Annotated in this window: 15 protein-coding genes; 1 reads left to right on the plus strand and 14 read right to left on the minus strand. The window is 73.8% G+C overall.

From position 1 onward, the window contains the following. Positions 1-63: 63 nt before the first annotated feature. The 4 genes from AB0761_RS10390 to AB0761_RS10405 all read right to left on the minus strand — a co-directional run bounded on the left by AB0761_RS10390 (position 64) and on the right by AB0761_RS10405 (position 3,972). A complete protein-coding gene (locus AB0761_RS10390) occupies positions 64-834 on the minus strand; it encodes a lysophospholipid acyltransferase family protein (protein ID WP_377268686.1) in 771 nt (256 codons plus the stop codon). Then, positions 831-1,550, minus strand: a complete 720-nt coding sequence (cmk, locus tag AB0761_RS10395) for a (d)CMP kinase (protein WP_377268687.1) — start codon at positions 1,548-1,550, stop codon at positions 831-833. The genes AB0761_RS10390 and cmk overlap by 4 nt, the downstream gene beginning before the upstream one ends. A 112-nt stretch (positions 1,551-1,662) precedes the next feature. Continuing rightward, complete coding sequence (locus AB0761_RS10400) at positions 1,663-2,748, minus strand: prephenate dehydrogenase (RefSeq protein ID WP_377268688.1); 1,086 nt, start codon at positions 2,746-2,748, stop codon at positions 1,663-1,665. A 213-nt stretch (positions 2,749-2,961) separates the two neighbouring features. Next, entirely contained in the window at positions 2,962-3,972 is a 1,011-nt protein-coding gene (locus AB0761_RS10405; protein ID WP_377268689.1) for an ADP-ribosylglycohydrolase family protein, read from the minus strand. 108 nt (positions 3,973-4,080) lie between these two features. Here AB0761_RS10405 and AB0761_RS10410 point away from each other — a divergent pair, with 108 nt between their 5' ends. Further along, a complete protein-coding gene (locus AB0761_RS10410) occupies positions 4,081-4,443 on the plus strand; it encodes a DUF952 domain-containing protein (RefSeq protein WP_377268690.1) in 363 nt (120 codons plus the stop codon). A 21-nt stretch (positions 4,444-4,464) separates the two neighbouring features. Here the strand turns inward: AB0761_RS10410 and AB0761_RS10415 are convergent, their stop codons facing one another. The 10 genes from AB0761_RS10415 to AB0761_RS10460 form a co-directional block, all read right to left on the minus strand. Next, the gene (locus AB0761_RS10415; protein ID WP_377268691.1) at positions 4,465-5,448 is read right to left on the minus strand and encodes a helix-turn-helix domain-containing protein; all 984 of its coding nucleotides are present in this window, start codon (positions 5,446-5,448) and stop codon (positions 4,465-4,467) included. Positions 5,449-5,589: 141 nt separating this feature from the next. Next, a complete protein-coding gene (locus tag AB0761_RS10420) occupies positions 5,590-6,825 on the minus strand; it encodes a pseudouridine synthase (protein ID WP_377268692.1) in 1,236 nt (411 codons plus the stop codon). A gap of 47 nt (positions 6,826-6,872) precedes the next feature. Next, a complete protein-coding gene (locus tag AB0761_RS10425; RefSeq protein ID WP_377274002.1) occupies positions 6,873-7,442 on the minus strand; it encodes an SMC-Scp complex subunit ScpB in 570 nt (189 codons plus the stop codon). 550 nt (positions 7,443-7,992) lie between these two features. Then, a complete protein-coding gene (locus AB0761_RS10430; RefSeq protein WP_377268693.1) occupies positions 7,993-9,063 on the minus strand; it encodes a segregation and condensation protein A in 1,071 nt (356 codons plus the stop codon). A 97-nt stretch (positions 9,064-9,160) separates the two neighbouring features. Continuing rightward, positions 9,161-9,766: a hypothetical protein gene (locus tag AB0761_RS10435; RefSeq protein WP_377268694.1), complete on the minus strand. Its 606-nt coding sequence runs from the start codon at positions 9,764-9,766 to the stop codon at positions 9,161-9,163. Next, entirely contained in the window at positions 9,751-10,878 is a 1,128-nt protein-coding gene (locus AB0761_RS10440) for a ParA family protein (RefSeq protein ID WP_377268695.1), read from the minus strand. Before AB0761_RS10440 ends, AB0761_RS10435 begins: the two co-directional genes overlap by 16 nt. Before the next feature lie 564 nt (positions 10,879-11,442). Then, positions 11,443-12,558: an alanine dehydrogenase gene (gene ald, locus AB0761_RS10445; RefSeq protein WP_377268696.1), complete on the minus strand. Its 1,116-nt coding sequence runs from the start codon at positions 12,556-12,558 to the stop codon at positions 11,443-11,445. Between the two features lie 232 nt (positions 12,559-12,790). Beyond that, positions 12,791-15,388 carry a tetratricopeptide repeat protein gene (locus tag AB0761_RS10450; protein WP_377268697.1) on the minus strand — a complete coding sequence of 866 codons (2,598 nt, stop codon included), beginning with the start codon at positions 15,386-15,388 and terminating at the stop codon, positions 12,791-12,793. A gap of 134 nt (positions 15,389-15,522) precedes the next feature. Next, the gene (locus tag AB0761_RS10455; RefSeq protein WP_377268698.1) at positions 15,523-16,167 is read right to left on the minus strand and encodes an NUDIX domain-containing protein; all 645 of its coding nucleotides are present in this window, start codon (positions 16,165-16,167) and stop codon (positions 15,523-15,525) included. 130 nt (positions 16,168-16,297) lie between these two features. Then, entirely contained in the window at positions 16,298-17,965 is a 1,668-nt protein-coding gene (locus tag AB0761_RS10460) for a CTP synthase (RefSeq protein WP_377268699.1), read from the minus strand. Between the last annotated feature and the right edge of the window lie 213 nt (positions 17,966-18,178).

The following is an 18,178-nucleotide window of genomic DNA, read 5'->3' on the forward strand; positions in this document are numbered from 1 at the left end:
GGTCCGGCCCGGGGGCCGAAGGGTGCGCTCCGCGGGTGTCGCGGGGCGCGGAAGGTCGTGGGGTCAGCGGCCGGTCAGCTCCCGCGCCTGCGCGAGATGCCCGGCCAGCCGGGTCCGCAGCCGCTCGGAGGCCTCCGCCATGGCCTTGCGGGTCCGCAGCCGGGAGCCCTGGCCGAGGTCGTACGGGTCGCCGAAGACCACGTCGATCCGGCCGCGCAGCGGCGGCAGTGCGCCGACGGTGCGGCCCCGGTCTCCGGTGCCGAAGACGGCCACAGGGACCACCGGGGCGCCGGAGCGCAGGGCCAGGTACGCCAGGCCGCCCTGCACCTGGGAGAAGTCCGCGTCGCCGCGGGTGCCCTCGGGGAAGACGCCCAGCACTCCGCCGTCCTTCAGCACCTCCAGCGCGGTGCCGATGGCGGTGCGGTCGGCGCTGCTGCGCCGCACCGGGATCTGGCCGACCCCGCGCAGCACGGCACCCACCGGGCCGCTGAACATCTCCTCCTTGACCAGGAAGTGCGTGGGCCGCGGAGACATTCCCATCAGCAGCGGGCCGTCGACCAGGTTGGCGTGGTTGGCGGCCAGGATCACCGGCCCTTCGGCCGGCACCCGCCAGTCGCCGAGCACCCGGACCCGCCAGCCGGCACGGGCCAGCCCGATGCCGATCCACCGGCCCACGGCGGCGCCGCGCGCGGTGGGGCGCACGGGGCCCGCCGCCGGGGCGGCGGGGGCGGCCTGCCGTGCGGCGTCGCGCGGTGTCACGGCATCGTGCGGTGTCACGGCATCGTGCGGTGTCCTGGCGTCGTGCGGTGTCATGGGGGAGTCGGTGGTGGTCACCCGGCGGCCACCGTGTGCGGGGAGCGGGCCTGTACCAGGTCGACCACGTGGTCTATGACCTGCTCCAGGGTCATGTCGCTGGTGTCGACGGCGGTGGCGTCGGCGGCCCTGGTCAGCGGTGCGGTCTTGCGGGAGGAGTCGGCGGCGTCCCGGCGGCCGAGGTCGGCGGCCATGGCTGCGATGGTGGCCTCGTCGACGCCCTTGGCGCGCAGCTCGGCGGCGCGGCGGGCGGAGCGGGCCTCCTCCGAGGCGGTGAGGAAGATCTTGACGGTGGCGTCGGGGAAGACCACGGTGCCCATGTCACGGCCCTCGGCGACGATGCCCCGCTCGGCCGCGACGGCTGAGGTGCGCTGCAGCTCCACCAGGCGTGCCCGGACCTCGGGCACCGCGGCGACCGCCGAGACCCGGGAGGTCACCTCGGGGCCGCGGATCGGTGCGGAGACGTCCTGGCCGTCGACGGTGATGGTGGGGCCGGCCGCGTCGGTGCCGGAGACGATCACGGGCTTGGTGCAGGCGGTGGCCACCGCGTCGGCGTCGTCGACGTCGATCTCGTTGGCCAGCATCCACCAGGTCATCGCCCGGTACATGGCACCGGTGTCCAGGAAGCTGAGTCCGAGGCGGGACGCCACGGCGCGGGAGACGGTGGACTTGCCCGAACCCGAGGGTCCGTCGATGGCCACGACGACCGGGGCGCTCGCTCGGCCGGCAGTTTCCACGGGGGACCTCTCTTCAGGCGTGGTACGGGGATATCCCTCAAGGTTAGACGACCGCGGAGGGCCGCCGTACCGGATCACGGTCAGTCCGAATCCCGGTCAGTCCGGATCACGGTCAGTCCCGGACGCCCCAGCCGCGCTCGCGGAGCGCGGTGACGAGTCCGGTCGCCGCGGACGGGGCGACGGAGAGCTGCACCATGCCGGCCTGCTGGCCCGTGGAGTGCTCGATGGAGACGTCCTCGATGTTGACGCCGGCCAGTCCGGCGTCGCCGAAGAGCCGCGCGAGCTCGCCGGGCTGGTCGCCGATGACGACGACCACGGTGGTGTAGCGGGTGGGCGGCGCTCCGTGCTTGCCCGGGATCCTGGCCTGGCCGGCGTTGCCGCGGCGCATCACCTCGGTGATGCCGTGGGCGCCCTCCTTGCGCTTGTGCTCGTCGGCGGCCTCCAGCGAGCGCAGCGCGGCGACGGTCTCGCCCAGGTCGCCCGCGATCTCCTCCAGGATGTCGGCGACGGCGCCCGCGTTGGCGCTGAGGATGTCCACCCACATCCGGGGGTCGGAGGCGGCGATCCTGGTGACGTCGCGGACGCCCTGCCCGGAGAGCCGCACCGCGGTCTCCTCGGCGTGCTCCAGGCGGGCCGCGACCAGTGAGGAGAGCAGCTGCGGGGTGTGGGAGACCAGCGCCACGGCGCGGTCGTGCGCGGCGGCGTCCATGACCACCGGCACGGCGCCGCACAGGGCGACCAGTTCCAGGGCGGCGTTGAGGGTGTCGGTGTCGGTGTCGGGGGTGGGGGTGAGCACCCAGGGGCGGCCCTCGAAGAGGTCGGCGCGGCCCGCGAGCGGACCGGAGACCTCGCGTCCGGCCATGGGGTGGCTGCCGATGTAGCGGGTGGTGTCCAGGCCCAGGGCTGCGATGTCGGCCCGCGGGCCGGACTTGACGCTGGCCACGTCGGTGTAGCAGCGGGCCAGGCCGCGCCGCTGGCAGTCCGCGAGCACCTGTCCCACCAGGGCTGGGGGTACCGCGATCACGGCCAGGTCCACGGGTCGGACGGCGGGCTCCACCGTCCCGGCGCCGAGCGCGGCCGCGGTGCGTGCGGCGTCGGGGTCGGCGTCCTCGAGGTGGACGGTGATACCGCGCGCCGACAGGGCGAGGGCGGCCGAGGTGCCGATCAGTCCGGTGCCGACGACGGCGGCTGTGCGCATGGCGGTGTACGTCCCTGGGAGGCGTTCGCGGGTCCTTGGGCACCATTCTGCCCGTCCGGCGGCTGTGCCGGGCACGAGCGGCGGCCGGGCGGCTACGCAGGCCCGCCCGACCCTCCGGCTCACGCCGCCCGGCATCCCGCTCCGGGCGGCTGGGCCAAGGCTAGCCAGCCGGTCCAGAGTTCGGGACCCTCATCCCGAACGACGGGACGATGGTTACGCGTTCGTGTCCCAGAGCTCACCGAAGGCCAGCAGTTCGTCCCCGTACTCGATGGCCTGCACCCATTCCCGGGGCCAGGCCGCGGCGCCGTGGTGGGCGCCGGCGAAGGCTCCGGTGAGGCAGGCGATGGAGTCGGAGTCGCCGGAGGAGCAGGCGGCCCGGCGGACGGCGGCGGCCGGGTCGTCGGGCAGCATCAGGAAGCAGAACAGCCCCGTGGCCAGGGCCTCCTCGGCGATCCAGCCCGCCCCGGTGGCCAGGCAGGGGTCGGCCTCGGGGTCGGCGGTGCCGAGCGCTGCCTCCAGCCGGTCCAGGACGTCGAGGCACTCGTCCCAGCCGCGGGCGATGAACTCCTCGGGCGAGTGGTCCTGCGCGTGCTCGGCGAGGTCGCCGAGCCAGTGGCGGTGGTACGTGGTGCGGCTGTCCCGCGCGTGGGAGCGGAGCAACGGGATCAGCTCCCCGGGTGCGGCGCCCTGCGCGAGCAGGTGCACGGCGTACGCGGTGAGGTCGCTCGCGGCCAGGGCGGTGGGGTGGCCGTGGGTGAGGGCGGACTGGAGCTGGGCGGCGCCGGAGCGTTCGTCGTCGCGCACGCCGGGGACGAGGCCGAGGGGGGCCACCCGCATATTGGCGCCGCAGCCCTTGGAGCCGACCTGGCTGGCGTCCTGCCAGCGGCGCTCCTCACGGCTGAGCAGCGAGCAGGCCTTGAGGCAGGTCATCCCGGGGGCGCGGTTGTTGTCCGGGGAGCGCCACCAGTCGACGAACTCCTCGCGGACGGGTGCGGCCAGCCGGGACGGGGTGAGCCGGCCCCGTCCCAGGGCGGTGCGCAGGCCGCGGGCCAGCGCGAGGGTCATCTGGGTGTCGTCGGTGACGCAGGCGGGGCTGGGCAGCGTCATGGTCCGCCAGGGGCCGCACTTGGCCTCGATGGACGCCATGTCGTGGAACTCGGTGGGGAATCCCATCGCGTCCCCGAGGGCGAGCCCCAGGAGCGTTCCGGTGGCCGCCTGCTTCATCGGTTCCCCCTCGTCGTCGGGGCCCCAGGTCTACCGCACCGGTGATGTCTGCGGCCAACGGATTGCAGGGGCGGGTGCAGTGGGGCCGGGCTCCGGTAGAACTGGGGGATGATCCTGCACCTGGCTCCGCTGGACGACTGGCTCGAGGCTCCGGACCGCCCGTATGCGGCGGCCTCGCTCGCCACCGAGGGTTTCATCCACTGCTCACCCGACGAGCGGACGGCCCTGGCCGTGGCCAACGCCTTCTTCCAGGAGGTGCACGGCCCGCTCATGGTGCTGCTGATCGACGAGGACGCGCTGGACTCCGTGGTCCGCTGGGAGGCCCCCGACGGCCCGCCGCCGGCCGGGGCGGCCGACGATGTGCTGTTCCCGCACATCTACGGCTCGGTCAACCGCGGTGCGGTGGTGGGCATGCTGGAGGTGCGGCGCGGCGCGGACGGCCGCTGGGCGTCGATGAGCGTCTGGAGCTGAGGCGGCCGGGGCGCCGCCGGGTCAGAGCCAGCCGCGTTCGCGGGCGGCCATGCCTGCCTGGAAGCGGGTGGTGGCGCCGAGTTCACGCATCAGGCTCTGCAGGCGGCGCTGGGTGGTGCGAGCGCTCCAGCCCAGGGCGCGGGCGATGGCCTCGTCGGTGAGTCCGGCGGCGAGCAGGCCGAGGAGGCGCCGGTGGTCCTCCCCGGGGCCGTCCGGCTCCGGGCCCTCCTCCATCGAGCCGTCCGGGGCGAAGCGCAGCGGGACCGCGCGCTCCCACTCGGCCTCGAAGAGGGTGGCCAGCGCCTCCAGCAGGGAGCTGGGGTAGACGACATAGGCGGCGTCCAGGGCCCGGTTGCCCGAGCTGATCGGGAGGATGGCCATCCGGTCGTCCGCCATGATCATCTTCATCGGCAGCACGACCCGCACCCGGGCCTCCTCACCGTCGGCACAGCCGATGGCGATGTCGTTCTCCAGCCGCCCCGGCCAGGAGACGGCCTCCCGGTCGTAGATGGTGCGGTAGCGGATGCCCTCGCGCATCAGGCGCCTGCCGCGCTCCAGGTTGGAGCCCGGCTCGCGGACGTACGGGGGGCGGTCGAAGGCGCAGACCTGGCCCTTGGCGGTGTCCTGGAGGTGCTCGAACCGCTGCGCGATGGCGTCGCCGCCGGTCAGGACCTCCACCGAGCGGGCCGGATCGGTGTAGCGGGAGGCGTCGCGGAAGGCGTCCATCAGACGGTGCATCTCGGCGCGGGCGCTGCGCAGCTCCTCCTCGCGGCGGCCGATCAGGGTGCCTATGGCGACGTCGGGTGCGACCGCGAGGTAGTGGTTGCGGTTGTCGGGCGCCCTGGTGGCCATTCCGCGCTCGGCGAGGGTGGCCAGCGCGGCGCGGGTCTGCTGCTCGGTGAGGCCGCAGCGGGCGGCGAGAGCGGTGGCGTCCGACTGCGGGGCGGTGACCAGAGCGGCGTAGACCTGGCTGTCAGGTTCGGGCAGGCCCAGTGTGTCGAACATCCCGTCCCTCCATCACCCGGCGTGGTCGCGCAGGTTCACGCGACGACCAGGATATTCGGACCAGGATATTCGGTCGAACGCCCGGCGACGCAGTGAGCCCCGGCTCCCGGGCCCGGGAGACGGGGCTCGACCGGCCGTGCCTCAGAGGCCGACCTCGCGCATCAGCTGTCCGACCTCGGGGTTGGTGAGGCGGCGCAGCCAGCCGGACTTCTGGTCGCCGAGGGCGATCGGCCCGAACCGGGTGCGCACCAGGCGCTCCACCGGGAAGCCGGCCTCGGCGAGCATCCGCCGCACGATGTGCTTGCGGCCCTCGTGCAGGCTGACCTCAACCAGGTAGTTCTTGCCGGTGTTCTCCACCACCCGGAAGCTGTCGGCGCGGGCGAAGCCGTCCTCCAGCTCGACGCCCTCCTTGAGCCGCTTGCCGAGGTCCCGCGGGATGGGACCGATGATGGCGGCCAGGTAGGTCTTGGCGACGCCGTAGCGGGGGTGGGTGAGGCGGTGGGCCAGCTCGCCGTGGTTGGTGAGCAGGATGATGCCCTCGGTCTCGGTGTCGAGGCGTCCCACGTGGAAGAGGCGGGTCTCCCGGTTGTTGACGTAGTCGCCCAGGCACTGGCGGCCGTCGGGGTCCTCCATGGTGGAGACCACGCCGGCGGGCTTGTTGAGGGCGAAGAAGAGGTACGACTGGGTGGCGACGGTGAGGCCGTCCACCTTGATCTCGTCGTGCTCGGGGTCGACCCGCACGCCCTGCTCACGGACGGTCTTGCCGTTGACCTCGACCCGTCCGTGGTCGATCAGCTCCTCGCACGCACGGCGGCTGCCCATGCCCGCACGGGCGAGGACCTTCTGCAGCCGCTCGCCCTCGGGCTCGCCGAAGGTCTTGGGGATGACGACGCGCGGCTTGTCGTGGCGGGCGCGGACGGCGTCCTCCAGCTTGGCCTCCAGCTCGCGGGGGCGCGCCGGACGCTGCTGCGGGGCGCGGCCGCGGCCGGCACCCTGCCCCTTGCCGCCGCCCTGGCCGGCGGGGCTCCTGCGGCCGTCGGCGGGGCCGCCGCCGGGCCTGCCGCCGCCGTACTCGCCGTAGGTGCGCTCCTCGGGGCGCGGCGGACGGCCGGAGCGCTGCTGGCGCTCGTCGCGGGGGTTGCCTGCACCCCGGTAGTTGCCGCTCTGGCCGCCCTGGCCGCCGCGGCTGCCGGAGCCACCGCCCTGGCTGCCGTACCCTCCGCGGTTGCCGCCCTGGCCGCCCCGACTGCCGGAGCCACCGCCCTGGCCGCCACGGCTGCCGGAGCCACCGCCCTGGCCGCCGGAGCCACCGCCCTGGCTGCCGTACCCTCCGCGGTTGCCGCCCTGGCCGCCGCTGTTCCTGCCGCTGCTACGCATTGAAAGTCCGTTGTCGATTCCGTCGTCGGCCGAGCTGCATGTCGGTGTCACGTGGTGCTGGCGATGTCGCTACCGTCCCGTGCGGCGGCCACCGCCTCGGCGATCGCGGAGCCCTCCAGCGACTCCGCTTCCACGTCGTCGACCTCGGGCAGGAAGGGCGCCAGCTCCGGCAGCTCGTCCAGGCCGCGCAGCCCCATCCGTTCCAGGAAGTAGTTGGTCGTCCGGTACAGGATCGCACCTGTCTCGGGTTCGGTTCCCGTCTCCTCCACCAGGCCCCGCTGTACCAGCGTACGCATCACGCCGTCGCAGTTCACACCGCGCACGGCGGAGACCCGGGAACGGGACACCGGTTGACGGTACGCGACAACCGCCAAGGTCTCCAATGCGGCCTGGGTCAGGCGGGCCTGCTGACCGTCCAGGACGAAGCGGTCGACGGCGGGGGCGCACTCGGCCCGGCTGTAGAAACGCCAGCCCCCGGCCACCAGGCGCAGGTCGAAGCCGCGGCCGGTGGCGGTGTACTCGGCGGACAGTTCGCGCAGTGCCGCGGCCACCTCGCGGCGGGGGCGCTCCAGTACGGAGGCGAGGTGCGCCTCGGCGGCCGGTTCGTCCACGACCATGAGGACGGCTTCCAGTGCTGCCTTCAGCGGGACGGCTGCGAGTTCGTCCTCGGGCTGCTCCTCCTCGGGAGCCACCGGCTCCGCCGCGACGGCGTCCGGCGGGGCGGGCACGGACACCTGCTCGGGCACGGGTACCCGCTCGGGTGCCGGTACGGACGCGGCGGCGGGCACGGACGCGGGCACCGGGGCCGGCTCGGGTGTGCGCTCGACCACCGCCTCGGGAGCCCGCACGGCAGGCAGCGGCTCGGGCTCCTCCCAGTACGGAACCGGGTCGGCCTCCCGCTCCCACTCCGGCGTGCGCGCCGGCTCCGGCTCCCACTCCAGGTCCTGCGCCGGCTCCGGCTCCGGCTCCCACTCCAGGTCCCGCACGGGCTCCGGCTCGGGCTCGCGCCCGCCGAACTCCTCCGCCGCAGGGGTGTGGGACGGGTGGGCCGCCGGATACGCCGACGGAAGCTGCTCGCCCGGTCGCGGCCGCCCCGGCATGCCCAGCGGCCGTCGCGCGGGCCTGGATTCGCCGTTCTGCGGGCCGTCGGCCTCGCCGCGGGAGTGGTCACCGTTCATCGTCGGCCTCGGTTCCTCGTTCTGCTGCGTTCCCTGCGTCGCCGCCGCGCCGTCCCCCACTGCGGCTGTCGTCGTCCGGCTGCTCGGGCGGTCGGTCGAACTCGTCGGTGACCTCCACCTGGCGCCCCTCCTCGCCGATCCACACCACCTGCAACTCCCCCAACGCCTCCGGCTGGTCGAAGGCGAGCACCCGCTCCCGGTACAGCTCCAGCAGGGCCAGGAAGCGGGCGACCACGGTGAGCGTGTCGCCGGCGTCCGCCACCAGCGCCGTGAAGCTCGCCTCGCCCATCGTCCGCAGCAGCTCCACCACCAGCGCCGCCTGCTCCCGCACGCTCACCGGCGGGGTGTGGATGTGGTCCACGTACACGGCCGGCTTGGGCTTGGGGGTCATCGCCTTGGCTGCGAGCCGGGCGAAGAGCTCCGGGCCGATGCTGATCACGACCTCGGGCAGCAGCTCGGCATGGTGCGGCTCCAGGCCGACGGTGCGCGGGCGCTGCCGCTGCTCCGCCGCCCAGCGTTCGGCGAAGAGCGCTGCCGCCTGCTTGTAGGCGCGGTACTGCAGCAACCTGGCGAAGAGCAGGTCCCGGGCCTCGAGCAGGGCCAGGTCCTCCTCGTCCTCGATCTCGGCGGCGGGCAGCAGCCTGGCGGCCTTGAGGTCCAGCAGGGTCGCGGCGACGACCAGGAACTCGGTCGCCTGGTCGAGGTCCCAGTCGGGGCCCATGGCGCGGATGTGGGAGATGAACTCGTCGGTGACCTTGGACAGGGCGACCTCGGTGACATCCAGCTTGTGCTTGGAGATCAGGCCCAGGAGCAGGTCGAAGGGGCCCTCGAAGTTCTCCAGCCGCACCCTGAAGCCGCCCTGGCCGGCCTCGGGGGCGGCAGCGGCCTCCGGCCCTGCGTCGGAGGCAGCGTCCGGTTCGACGTCGGGCGGACCGCCGGCGGCGGCAGCGGACGCCTGCTGCGGCAGGGGTTCCGGGGCATCCCGCCGTGCCGCTCCGGGTTCGCTGCCCGGGCGGGGCGCGGAGTGCTGGGACACATCGTGGTGGTCGGTCGTCGGCATCGCAGTCCATGGTGTTCCCTCCGCGGGTGCGGAGGAGCCCTGCGGCACCGACACGCGGGGCGCTTGGCCCGGAGGGAGTCCCCGGAGGCGCCTGCGGTCAGCGTCCGCGCAGACGGCGTACCAGGATACTTGCCTCGCCGCGCTGCTCCAGGTCGGCCAGCACCACGGCGACGGCCTCCCGGACGATCCTGCCGCGGTCGACGGCCAGCCCGTGCTCCCCGCGCAGCACCAGGCGGGCGTGCTCGAGGTCCATCAGCTCCTCGGCGGAGACATACACGGTGATCTTCTCGTCGTGCCGCTCCCGGCCGCTGGGCCGGCGCGCGGCGGCACTGCGGGACTTGCGGCGCGCGGATCCGTCGGAGGCCGGGGAGGGCTGGGCGGGAACGCCTGCGGCGCGTCCGCCCTGGCCGGGGGTGCCCGGGCCGAGGAGGCGCCGTCCGGCTGCGGACTCGGGGCCCGCCGCGCTGCCGTGCTCCTCGGCCATGTCGTCGTCCCCGGCGTGCCGGGGACGTTCGGGGTACGGGCCGTCGTCTTCGGGCGGACGTTGCTCGCCGCCTGCCGCGCCGCCCTGGGCGGCGCCCGCGCCCCGGGCGGCCTCCGACCGGGACGCGTCCTGCTGCCGGGCGAGGGACGGCGACAGTGCCATGCCCCCGGTGGTCCGGAACAGTTCGTCGGCCCCGGGGAGACTCACGCGGCGGGGCACCGGGCGAGCACCTCCCTGGCGAGCTGGCGGTAGGCGGCGGCGCCGACCGAGTTGGTGGCGTAGGTGGTGATCGGCTCACCGGCGACGGTGGTCTCCGGAAAGCGCACGGTACGGCCGATGACGGTGTGGAAGACGTGGTCGCCGAAGGCCTCGACGACCCTGGCGAGCACCTCGCGGCTGTGCACGGTGCGCGAGTCGTACATGGTGGCCAGGATGCCGTCGAGCCGCAGCTCGGGGTTGAGCCGCTCGCAGACCTTCTCGATGGTCTCGGTGAGCAGGGCGACACCGCGCAGCGCGAAGAACTCGCACTCCAGCGGCACGATCACGCTGTGCGCCGCGGTGAGGGCGTTGACCGTGAGCAGGCCCAGCGAGGGCTGGCAGTCGATGATGATGTAGTCGTAGTCCGGCAGCAGCGGCTTGAGGGCGCGGGCCAGCGCCGACTCCCGGGCCACCTCGCTGACCAGCTGCACCTCCGCGGCCGACAGGTCGATGTTGCTGGGCAGCAGGTCCATCCCGGGGACCGCGGTCTTCAGCAGCACCTCGTCGGCGGACATGCCACGGGTCATCAGCAGGTTGTAGACCGTGACGTCCAGTTCCATCGGGTTGACGCCGAGGCCCACGGAGAGGGCTCCCTGCGGGTCGAAGTCGACCAGCAGCACCCGGCGGCCGTACTCCGCCAGCGCCGCACCCAGGTTGATGGTGGACGTCGTCTTGCCGACGCCGCCCTTCTGGTTGCACATGGCGATGATCTGCGCGGGTCCGTGCTCGCCCAGCGGTGCGGGGATGGGGAAGTACGGCAGCGGACGTCCGGTGGGGCCGACGCGCTCGCGGCGCTGCCGGGCGGCGTCGGGTGCCAGCGTGGCCGCGTACTCGGGGTCGGGCTCGTACTCGGCGTCCGGGTCGTCGTAGGACCCGTAGGGGAACTCGGCGTAGGAGAGGCCATGTTCGGGCAGGTCGCTGTCGCGGTCGGCAGCCAGACGTGCCTCGAAGGTACGGACGGCTACCGAGCCGACGGCCTGCAACCGGGTACCGGAGTCCTCACCCGGCAGACCGGCGGCGTGCTCCGCCAGTCCTGGCTGACCACCCCCGGGAGCAAATGTCGACTCATTCACAAGTCGTCTTACCTCCTTGGCGACCAGGACACTTCTTGATTGGTCAGCGTGAAGACAGAACAGAGAACGCCGACGGTTCGCGACTCTAGGCCGTTTCGGGCGTTCGCAGCAACACAATCCACGGTAGTCGGCACGATGTGTCGGGTATGCGCGCGCTGCCTGTCAAGTGATGAACAGGGCTGTGACGGCAACCTTTCGCGGCATCGCCAAAGCAGCAGGTCGGCTCATTTCGCCCCGAGGGTGAGGTAGCACACACATGTTGACGTGGCGACATATCCGGTCTGCAACCGCTCTGTGGCGGCTCGGCGGCCGCCCCGCGACCGCCTCCCGGCATGCCCGAGGGGCGGGGCACCACGGTGGTGCCCCGCCCCTCGGGCAGTGCTGTTCGCCGTCCCGGCGCGCCTTCTGACGTCGCGTCGGCGGCCGTCGCCCGGCGGACCTGTGCGGCGTCGGACCTGTGCCACGTCAACACCCCTGCGACACGGACCCCGTGCGGCGCCGGAGCCCGGAGGCCACCGGCGCCTGCGCGGTGTCGGAGCAGCGCGGTGTCAGAGCAGCACGGTGTCAGAGCAGCACGGTGTCCAGGTCCGCGGCGTGCAGGCCGTGGGCCTCGGCGACCGGGCCGTAGACGACCTGGCCCTCGTGGACGTTGAGGCCCAGCGCCAGGGCGGCGTCCCGGCGGCAGGCGTCCTCCCAGCCGCGGTTGGCCAGCTCCACGATGTACGGCAGCGTCGCGTTGGTGAGCGCGTAGGTGGAGGTGTTCGGCACCGCACCCGGCATGTTGGCGACGCAGTAGAACACCGAGTTGTGCACCCGGAAGGTCGGCTCGTCGTGGGTGGTGGGCCGGGAGTCCTCGAAGCAGCCGCCCTGGTCGATGGCGATGTCCACCAGCACGGAGCCCGGCTTCATCCGGGAGACCAGCTCATTGGTGACCAGCTTGGGGGCCTTGGCACCCGGGATCAGCACCGCGCCGATCACCAGGTCGGCGTCCAGCACCGCCTTCTCCAGCTCGAAGGCGTTGGAGGTGATGGTCCGGATGCGGTTGCCGAAGATCCGGTCGGCCTCGCGCAGCTTGTTGATGTCGCGGTCGAGCAGGGTGACGTTGTAGCCCATGCCCAGCGCGATGGTGGCCGCGTGCCAGCCGGACACGCCGCCGCCGATCACCACGGCCTTGGCCGCCGCCACGCCCGGGACACCGCCGGGCAGCACACCGCGGCCGCCGGCCGGGCGCATCAGGTGGTAGGAGCCGACCTGCGGGGCCAGCCGGCCCGCGACCTCGGACATCGGGGCGAGCAGCGGCAGCGCGCCGTTGGCGAGCTGCACGGTCTCGTAGGCGATGGCGGTGGTGCCGGACTCCAGGAGGGCGTCGGTGCACTCGCGGGAGGCGGCCAGGTGGAGGTAGGTGAAGAGGATCTGGCCCTTGCGCATCCGGTGGTACTCGGAGGCGATGGGCTCCTTCACCTTGAGCACCATGTCCGCGGCGGCCCAGACCTCGTCGGCGGTGTCGAGGATGGTTGCGCCCGCTGCCACGTACTCCTCGTCGGGGATCGAGGAGCCGACGCCGGCTGCATGCTCGATGACGACCTCGTGGCCGTTGCGGACCAGCTCATGCACGCCGGCGGGCGTGATGGCCACGCGGTACTCGTGGTTCTTGACCTCGCGGGGGATGCCGACCTTCACGGCTATACACGTCCCTTGCCCTGGGGGTCCCACCGGGGGAACACCGGCGGGTGGTCGCATGGCGAGGCACACCGTTGTGCGGCAGCGCTACGCAACTGGCATTGAGTGTAATGAAGCCCAGGCGAAGCGCCAGCCTTACAAACCGACCAAATCTTTGAGGATCATTGGCACTTTCGTAGGCTTGCACCGAGGACACCCTTGCGAAGTGACGCAAATCACCCAAAGGGACCACTCATCCCAAGTCGGACATTCGTGCCGCCTGCTCCAGGTGCAGCCGCGCCCCTTCGGGGTCCCCGGTGAGATCCAGCACCCGCCCCAGGGCCTCCAGAGCGCGCGCCTCAAGCAGGGGGTCCGCCGCGCGCCGGGCGGCGACCAGCGCCTCCCGGTGGGTCCGCAGCGCCTGTTCGGCCTGCCCGGCGCGCAGCAGCACCCGGGCCGTCTCCAGCAGCACTGCCACCTGCGCCGCGTCGTCGCCGAGGCGGCGCAGCAGCAGCAGTGCCGCCCGGTACTCGCGCACCGCCTCCTCGAGCCGCTGCTGCCCCGCACGGGCCTCCGCCAGCCGTGCGGTCAGCCGGGCCTCGGCCCGCTGCTCCCCGCGCGACCGCCGGACGGCGATCGCCCTGGCGTACCAGTCGGCGGAGCGCACCGGGTCGCCCAGCGCCCGGTGGGTGCCCGCCACCGCCTCCAGCGCCCTGGCCAGCGCGGCCTCGTCCTCGGCCGCCCTGGCCGCCGCCGGCGCGGCCCGGTAGTGCTCCAGGGCCCGGCCGTGCTCGCCCGCGGCGGCCAGCAGATCGCCCAGGTTGATCCGGGCGGCGGCCTCCCGGGCGGGTGCTGCGGTCCGCCGGGCGACCTCCAGCACCAGGCCGTGGAGCTCCAGCAGTACGGCGGGCGGGGCGACGCCGGCCACGGGCAGCGTACGGACCAGCGCCGCTGCCAGCCGCCCGGCCTGGCTGTCCAGGTCGCCGGCGCGCACCGCGCCCCGGACGGCCAGCCGCAGCACCGGCTGCTCCAGAACCAGCCAGTCCCGGGCCTGGGCGGCGGAGCGCAGCCGCAGCGGCCCAGGGAGCGGTTCGGGGGCCGCAGCGCCCGGCTCCGGGGCCAGCAGGGCGCGGCAGGAGTCGACCAGCCGGAGCAGGCGTTCCAGCAGCCTGGCTCGGGCCAGCTGGATCTCGGCGGGGCGCTCACTGTCCGGCAGCAGCCCGGTGATCAGGGCGTGCAGCCGGGACGGCAGGCGGTAGCGCAGGGTGCCGTCGGGGGCCGCGGGCTGCTCGTCCAGCAGCTGCTGCTCGGCCAGCATCCGCAGGATGTGCTCGGCGGAGTCGGCGGGGCACCCGGCGAGGGCGGAGGCGGTACGGCGGTCGGCGGCGCCGAGGGGGGCGAGCGCGAGCAGCCGCAGCATCCGGGCGTGGGTGGGCGGCAGGCCCCGGTGGAGGAGGGCGAAGGCGCGGTGCATCGGGTCCGGCGACGCCCCGGGCGACGGGGCCTGGACCGCCCCGGTCAGGGGCAGTGCCATCGCCGCGATCACCGCCCGCCCGGACCGGGTCGGACCATTGGGGCGTACGGATGCACGCGGGGGCGCACTTCGGGCGACGTCCGCCGCCCGATCGGTCGACGGGGGCGTGCCGCCCGCATCGGCCCGGGGGGTGCCGGATGCGTCCGCGGCACCCTCGGCAGCACCCGCAGCGGCCTTCTGCCGCGCGGCAGGACCGGCGTCCGGCTGCTGCGCAGGGCCTGCGTCCGCCGCCGCGCTGCGGTCCCGGCTGCCCTCCCGCGCACCGCCGCCGCCCGCACTGCCCCGGACCTCGCTGCCCCCGCCCGCACTGCCCCGGACCGCCTCCCAGAGCGAGAGCGCATCCACATCGGCCGCGGTCGCGGCGGGCGGCGGGGGTACTGGCTGCGGGCGGCGTCCGGTCGGGCTGCTGCGGAACGCCTCCCACAGGGCCAGCAGATCGGACTCCCCGGCGCCGGCGGTGCCCTGCGGCTTCGACACTCCGGGCGGGGCAGGCGGCCGCTCCTGCCGTTCGGCGGACGGCGGCCCGGCCAGGAGCGGCTCAGCGAGGGCCTGGACGGCCTCCGGCACGGCGACCCTCGGTCGGGTGCGCAACCAGCCGGCCACAAGCCGCAGGGCGGCGGGATGGCAGCCGCAGGCCTCGGCGAGCTCCGCGGCGCCGACCGGGTCGCAGACGATGCGGGTCTCCCCCACCAGACCGGTGAGCAGGGCGACCGCGGCGGCGGGGTCCAGCCCGCCGAGGATGCAGGGGCGGGCGTCGGCGATCCCGGTGAGCGGTCCGGCCGCGGTGACCACCACCAGGCAGCCGGGCTCCTCGGGCAGCAGAGGTCGCAGCTGGGCGGCGTCCTGGACGTCGTCCAGCACCAGCAGCACCCGCTTCCCGGTGAGGGCATGGCGCAGCGCGGCGCAGGCCGGGTCCGCGTCCGGCTCGGCCGAGGGGTCGGGCAGCCCGGCCTCGGCGGGGGGCCGGCCGAGCGCGGTGAGCAGCTGACGGGCGGCGGGGCCCGGCAGGGCGGGCCGGCCCTCGCAGCTGCCGAGCCGGACGAAGAACTGCCCGTCGGGGTAGTCGGCGGCGGCGGTGCGGGCGAAGCGCACCGCGAGCGAGGTACGGCCGGAGCCGGCCCGTCCGGCGACCACCAGCACCCGGCAGTGCCCGGCGCCGGGCACTACGGCCGGGCCGGGCACCGGGATCTCCGCGCGCAGCGCCGCCAGTTCGGACCGTCTGCCGACGAAAGGGACGGGGTCGGGCGGCAGCGGGGCGACGGCGCAGGGCCCGCCGTCGGGCGGGCGGACCGGGTCGGTCGCCGTCTCAGCTGCCACGCGCGCCACTCCTGACACTTCACCACCCAGCAGGCGCGGCGGCCTGCACAGCCCCTTGGGCGGAAGGGTAGTTCACCAGGCACGGGCGACCGGGCCGCTGCGGTCCTACCAGCCTATGGATCACCCGTTGGGCGTCACGGGGCGGAGAAGGGCCGGGCCGGCCAGGGCGCGTCGGCGGGCCGCAGCGCGTCCGGTCCCGCGCCGTTGAGCGCGGCGTGCGCCGCGAGGGCCCCGGCGACCAGGGCAGGGTTGTGCAGCTCCCCGGCCAGGACGAGCCGTACCAGATCGTCCAGCGGGACCCGGGCGATCTCGATCTCGGTCTCCTCGCCCTCGGCCTGGTGCCGGTCGCCCTGCGCCTCGCCCAGACCGCGGGCGAGGAAGATCCGCAGTGCCTCGTCGGAGCCGCCGGGGGTGGTGTAGAAGTCCAGCAGCACCCGCCACTCCTCGGCCTTGCAGTGGGCCTCCTCGTAGAGCTCCCGCTGGGCGGCGTGCAGCGGGTTCTCACCGGGGATGTCCAGCAGTCCGGCCGGGATCTCCCAGAGCCGCTGCCGCACGGGGTGGCGGTACTGGCGGATCAGCAGCACCCGGCCGGCGTCGTCCAGGGCGAGTACGGCGACCGAGCCCGGGTGCAGCTGGTAGTCGCGCTTGGCGGTGGAGCCGTCGGGCATCCGCAGCTCATCGGTCCGCACTCCGGTGACCTTGCCCCGGAAGGGGGTGGTGGAGGAGAGCACCGGCCATTCCTCGGCCCGGTCGCGGATCTCGGGTGCACTGCCTGCCATCGGGTGGGCCACCTCTCGTCTCATGGGTCCGGCCGCGGCGTCCGGCCCCCGGCCGTGCCCCTGCAACCCCTGCCGCCAACCTACGCGACGGCGGCCGTGCAAGATCGCACGGCCGCCGTCACGGGGGGTCTCACTGCTCCTGCTGCTCCTGCTGCCGGACGATGGCGGCGGCGACCAGGCCCGCGAAGAGCGGGTGCGGGCGGGTCGGGCGGGACTTCAGCTCGGGGTGGGCCTGGGTGGCGACCAGGTACGGGTGCACCTCGCGCGGGTACTCGACGTACTCCACCAGGTCGCCCTTGGGCGAGAGGCCGGAGAAGACCAGGCCGGTCTTCTCCAGGTCCGCACGGTAGGCGTTGTTGACCTCGTAGCGGTGGCGGTGGCGCTCCTCGACGTACTGCTCCCCGCCGTAGACCTCGCGGACGATGGAGCCCTCGGCCAGCTTGGCCGGGTAGAGGCCGAGCCGCATGGTGCCGCCCAGGTCGCCCTTGCCCTCCACGATGTCCAGCTGCTCGGCCATGGTGGAGATCACCGGGTGCTGGGCGGCGGGGTCGAACTCGGTGGAGTTGGCCTCGGCGAGGTCGGCGAGGCTGCGGGCGGCCTCGATGACGATGCACTGCAGGCCCAGGCAGAGCCCCAGCAGCGGCACCTTGTTCTCGCGGGCGTAGGTGATCGCCGCGACCTTGCCGTCCACACCGCGCTCGCCGAAGCCGCCGGGGATGCAGATGGCGTCCACGTCGCCGAGCTGCTCGCGGACCCCCTCGGGGGTGCGGCAGTCGTCGGAGGTGACCCACTTGATGTCGACCTTGGCGTTGTTGCCGAAGCCGCCGGCCCGCAGCGCCTCGGTGACCGAGAGATAGGCGTCCGGCAGGTCGATGTACTTGCCCACCAGCGCCACCCTGACCCGGTGCTCGGGCTGGTGGACGCGGCGCAGCAGGTCGTCCCACTGGGTCCAGTCGACATCGCGGAAGGGGAGGTCCAGGCGGCGCACCACATAGGCGTCCAGGCCCTCGCTGTGGACGACCTTGGGGATGTCGTAGATCGACGGCGCGTCGGCGCAGGCGATCACGGCCTCCTCGTCCACGTCGCACATCAGGCTGATCTTGCGCTTGATGGCCTGCGGCACCTCGCGGTCGGCGCGCAGCACGATGGCGTCCGGCTGGATGCCGATGTTGCGCAGCGCGGCCACCGAGTGCTGGGTGGGCTTGGTCTTCAGCTCACCGGAGGGGCCGATGTACGGCAGCAGCGAGACATGCACGAAGAAGACGTTGTCCCGGCCGACCTCGTGGCGGACCTGGCGGACCGCCTCCAGGAACGGCAGCGACTCGATGTCGCCGACGGTGCCGCCGACCTCGGTGATCACCACGTCGACGTCGTCGGTGGCCATCCGCCGGATGCGGGACTTGATCTCATTGGTGATGTGCGGGATGACCTGCACGGTGTCGCCCAGGTACTCGCCGCGCCGCTCCTTGGCGATCACGGTGGAGTAGATCTGGCCGGTGGTGACATTGGCCGAGCCGTGGAGGTTGGTGTCCAGGAAGCGCTCGTAGTGGCCGATGTCCAGGTCGGTCTCGGCGCCGTCGTCGGTGACGAAGACCTCGCCGTGCTGGAACGGGTTCATGGTGCCCGGGTCCACGTTGAGGTACGGGTCGAGCTTCTGCATGGTGACCCGCAGGCCCCGCGCCTTGAGCAGGGCGCCGAGGCTGGAGGCGGTGAGCCCCTTGCCCAGGGAGGAGGCCACACCTCCGGTGACGAAGAGGTGCTTGGTCGTCTGGGTCTTGCCGGAGTGTGGCAGTGCCAAGAGGGGGCTCCCGTGGGTCGCAGGTCGTAGCTGTGGCCTGTGGAGTGGGTGCCGTGTGTGCCGCGCCGACGTCGGTACCGCCGGCGGCCCGGGTGGGGGTCGCGAGAGGGGCGTCGGGGTGGCGGGCACGGGGCGCTTGATCCCACCAGTCCACGGGGTACCAGGGTAACAGTGACAGGACCGGTCCGTGTTCGTGCGGTGGTCCGGGCGGGT

Origin of the sequence: Peterkaempfera podocarpi (assembly GCF_042466665.1) — a bacterium.
GTDB classification, from domain to species: domain Bacteria; phylum Actinomycetota; class Actinomycetes; order Streptomycetales; family Streptomycetaceae; genus Peterkaempfera; species Peterkaempfera podocarpi.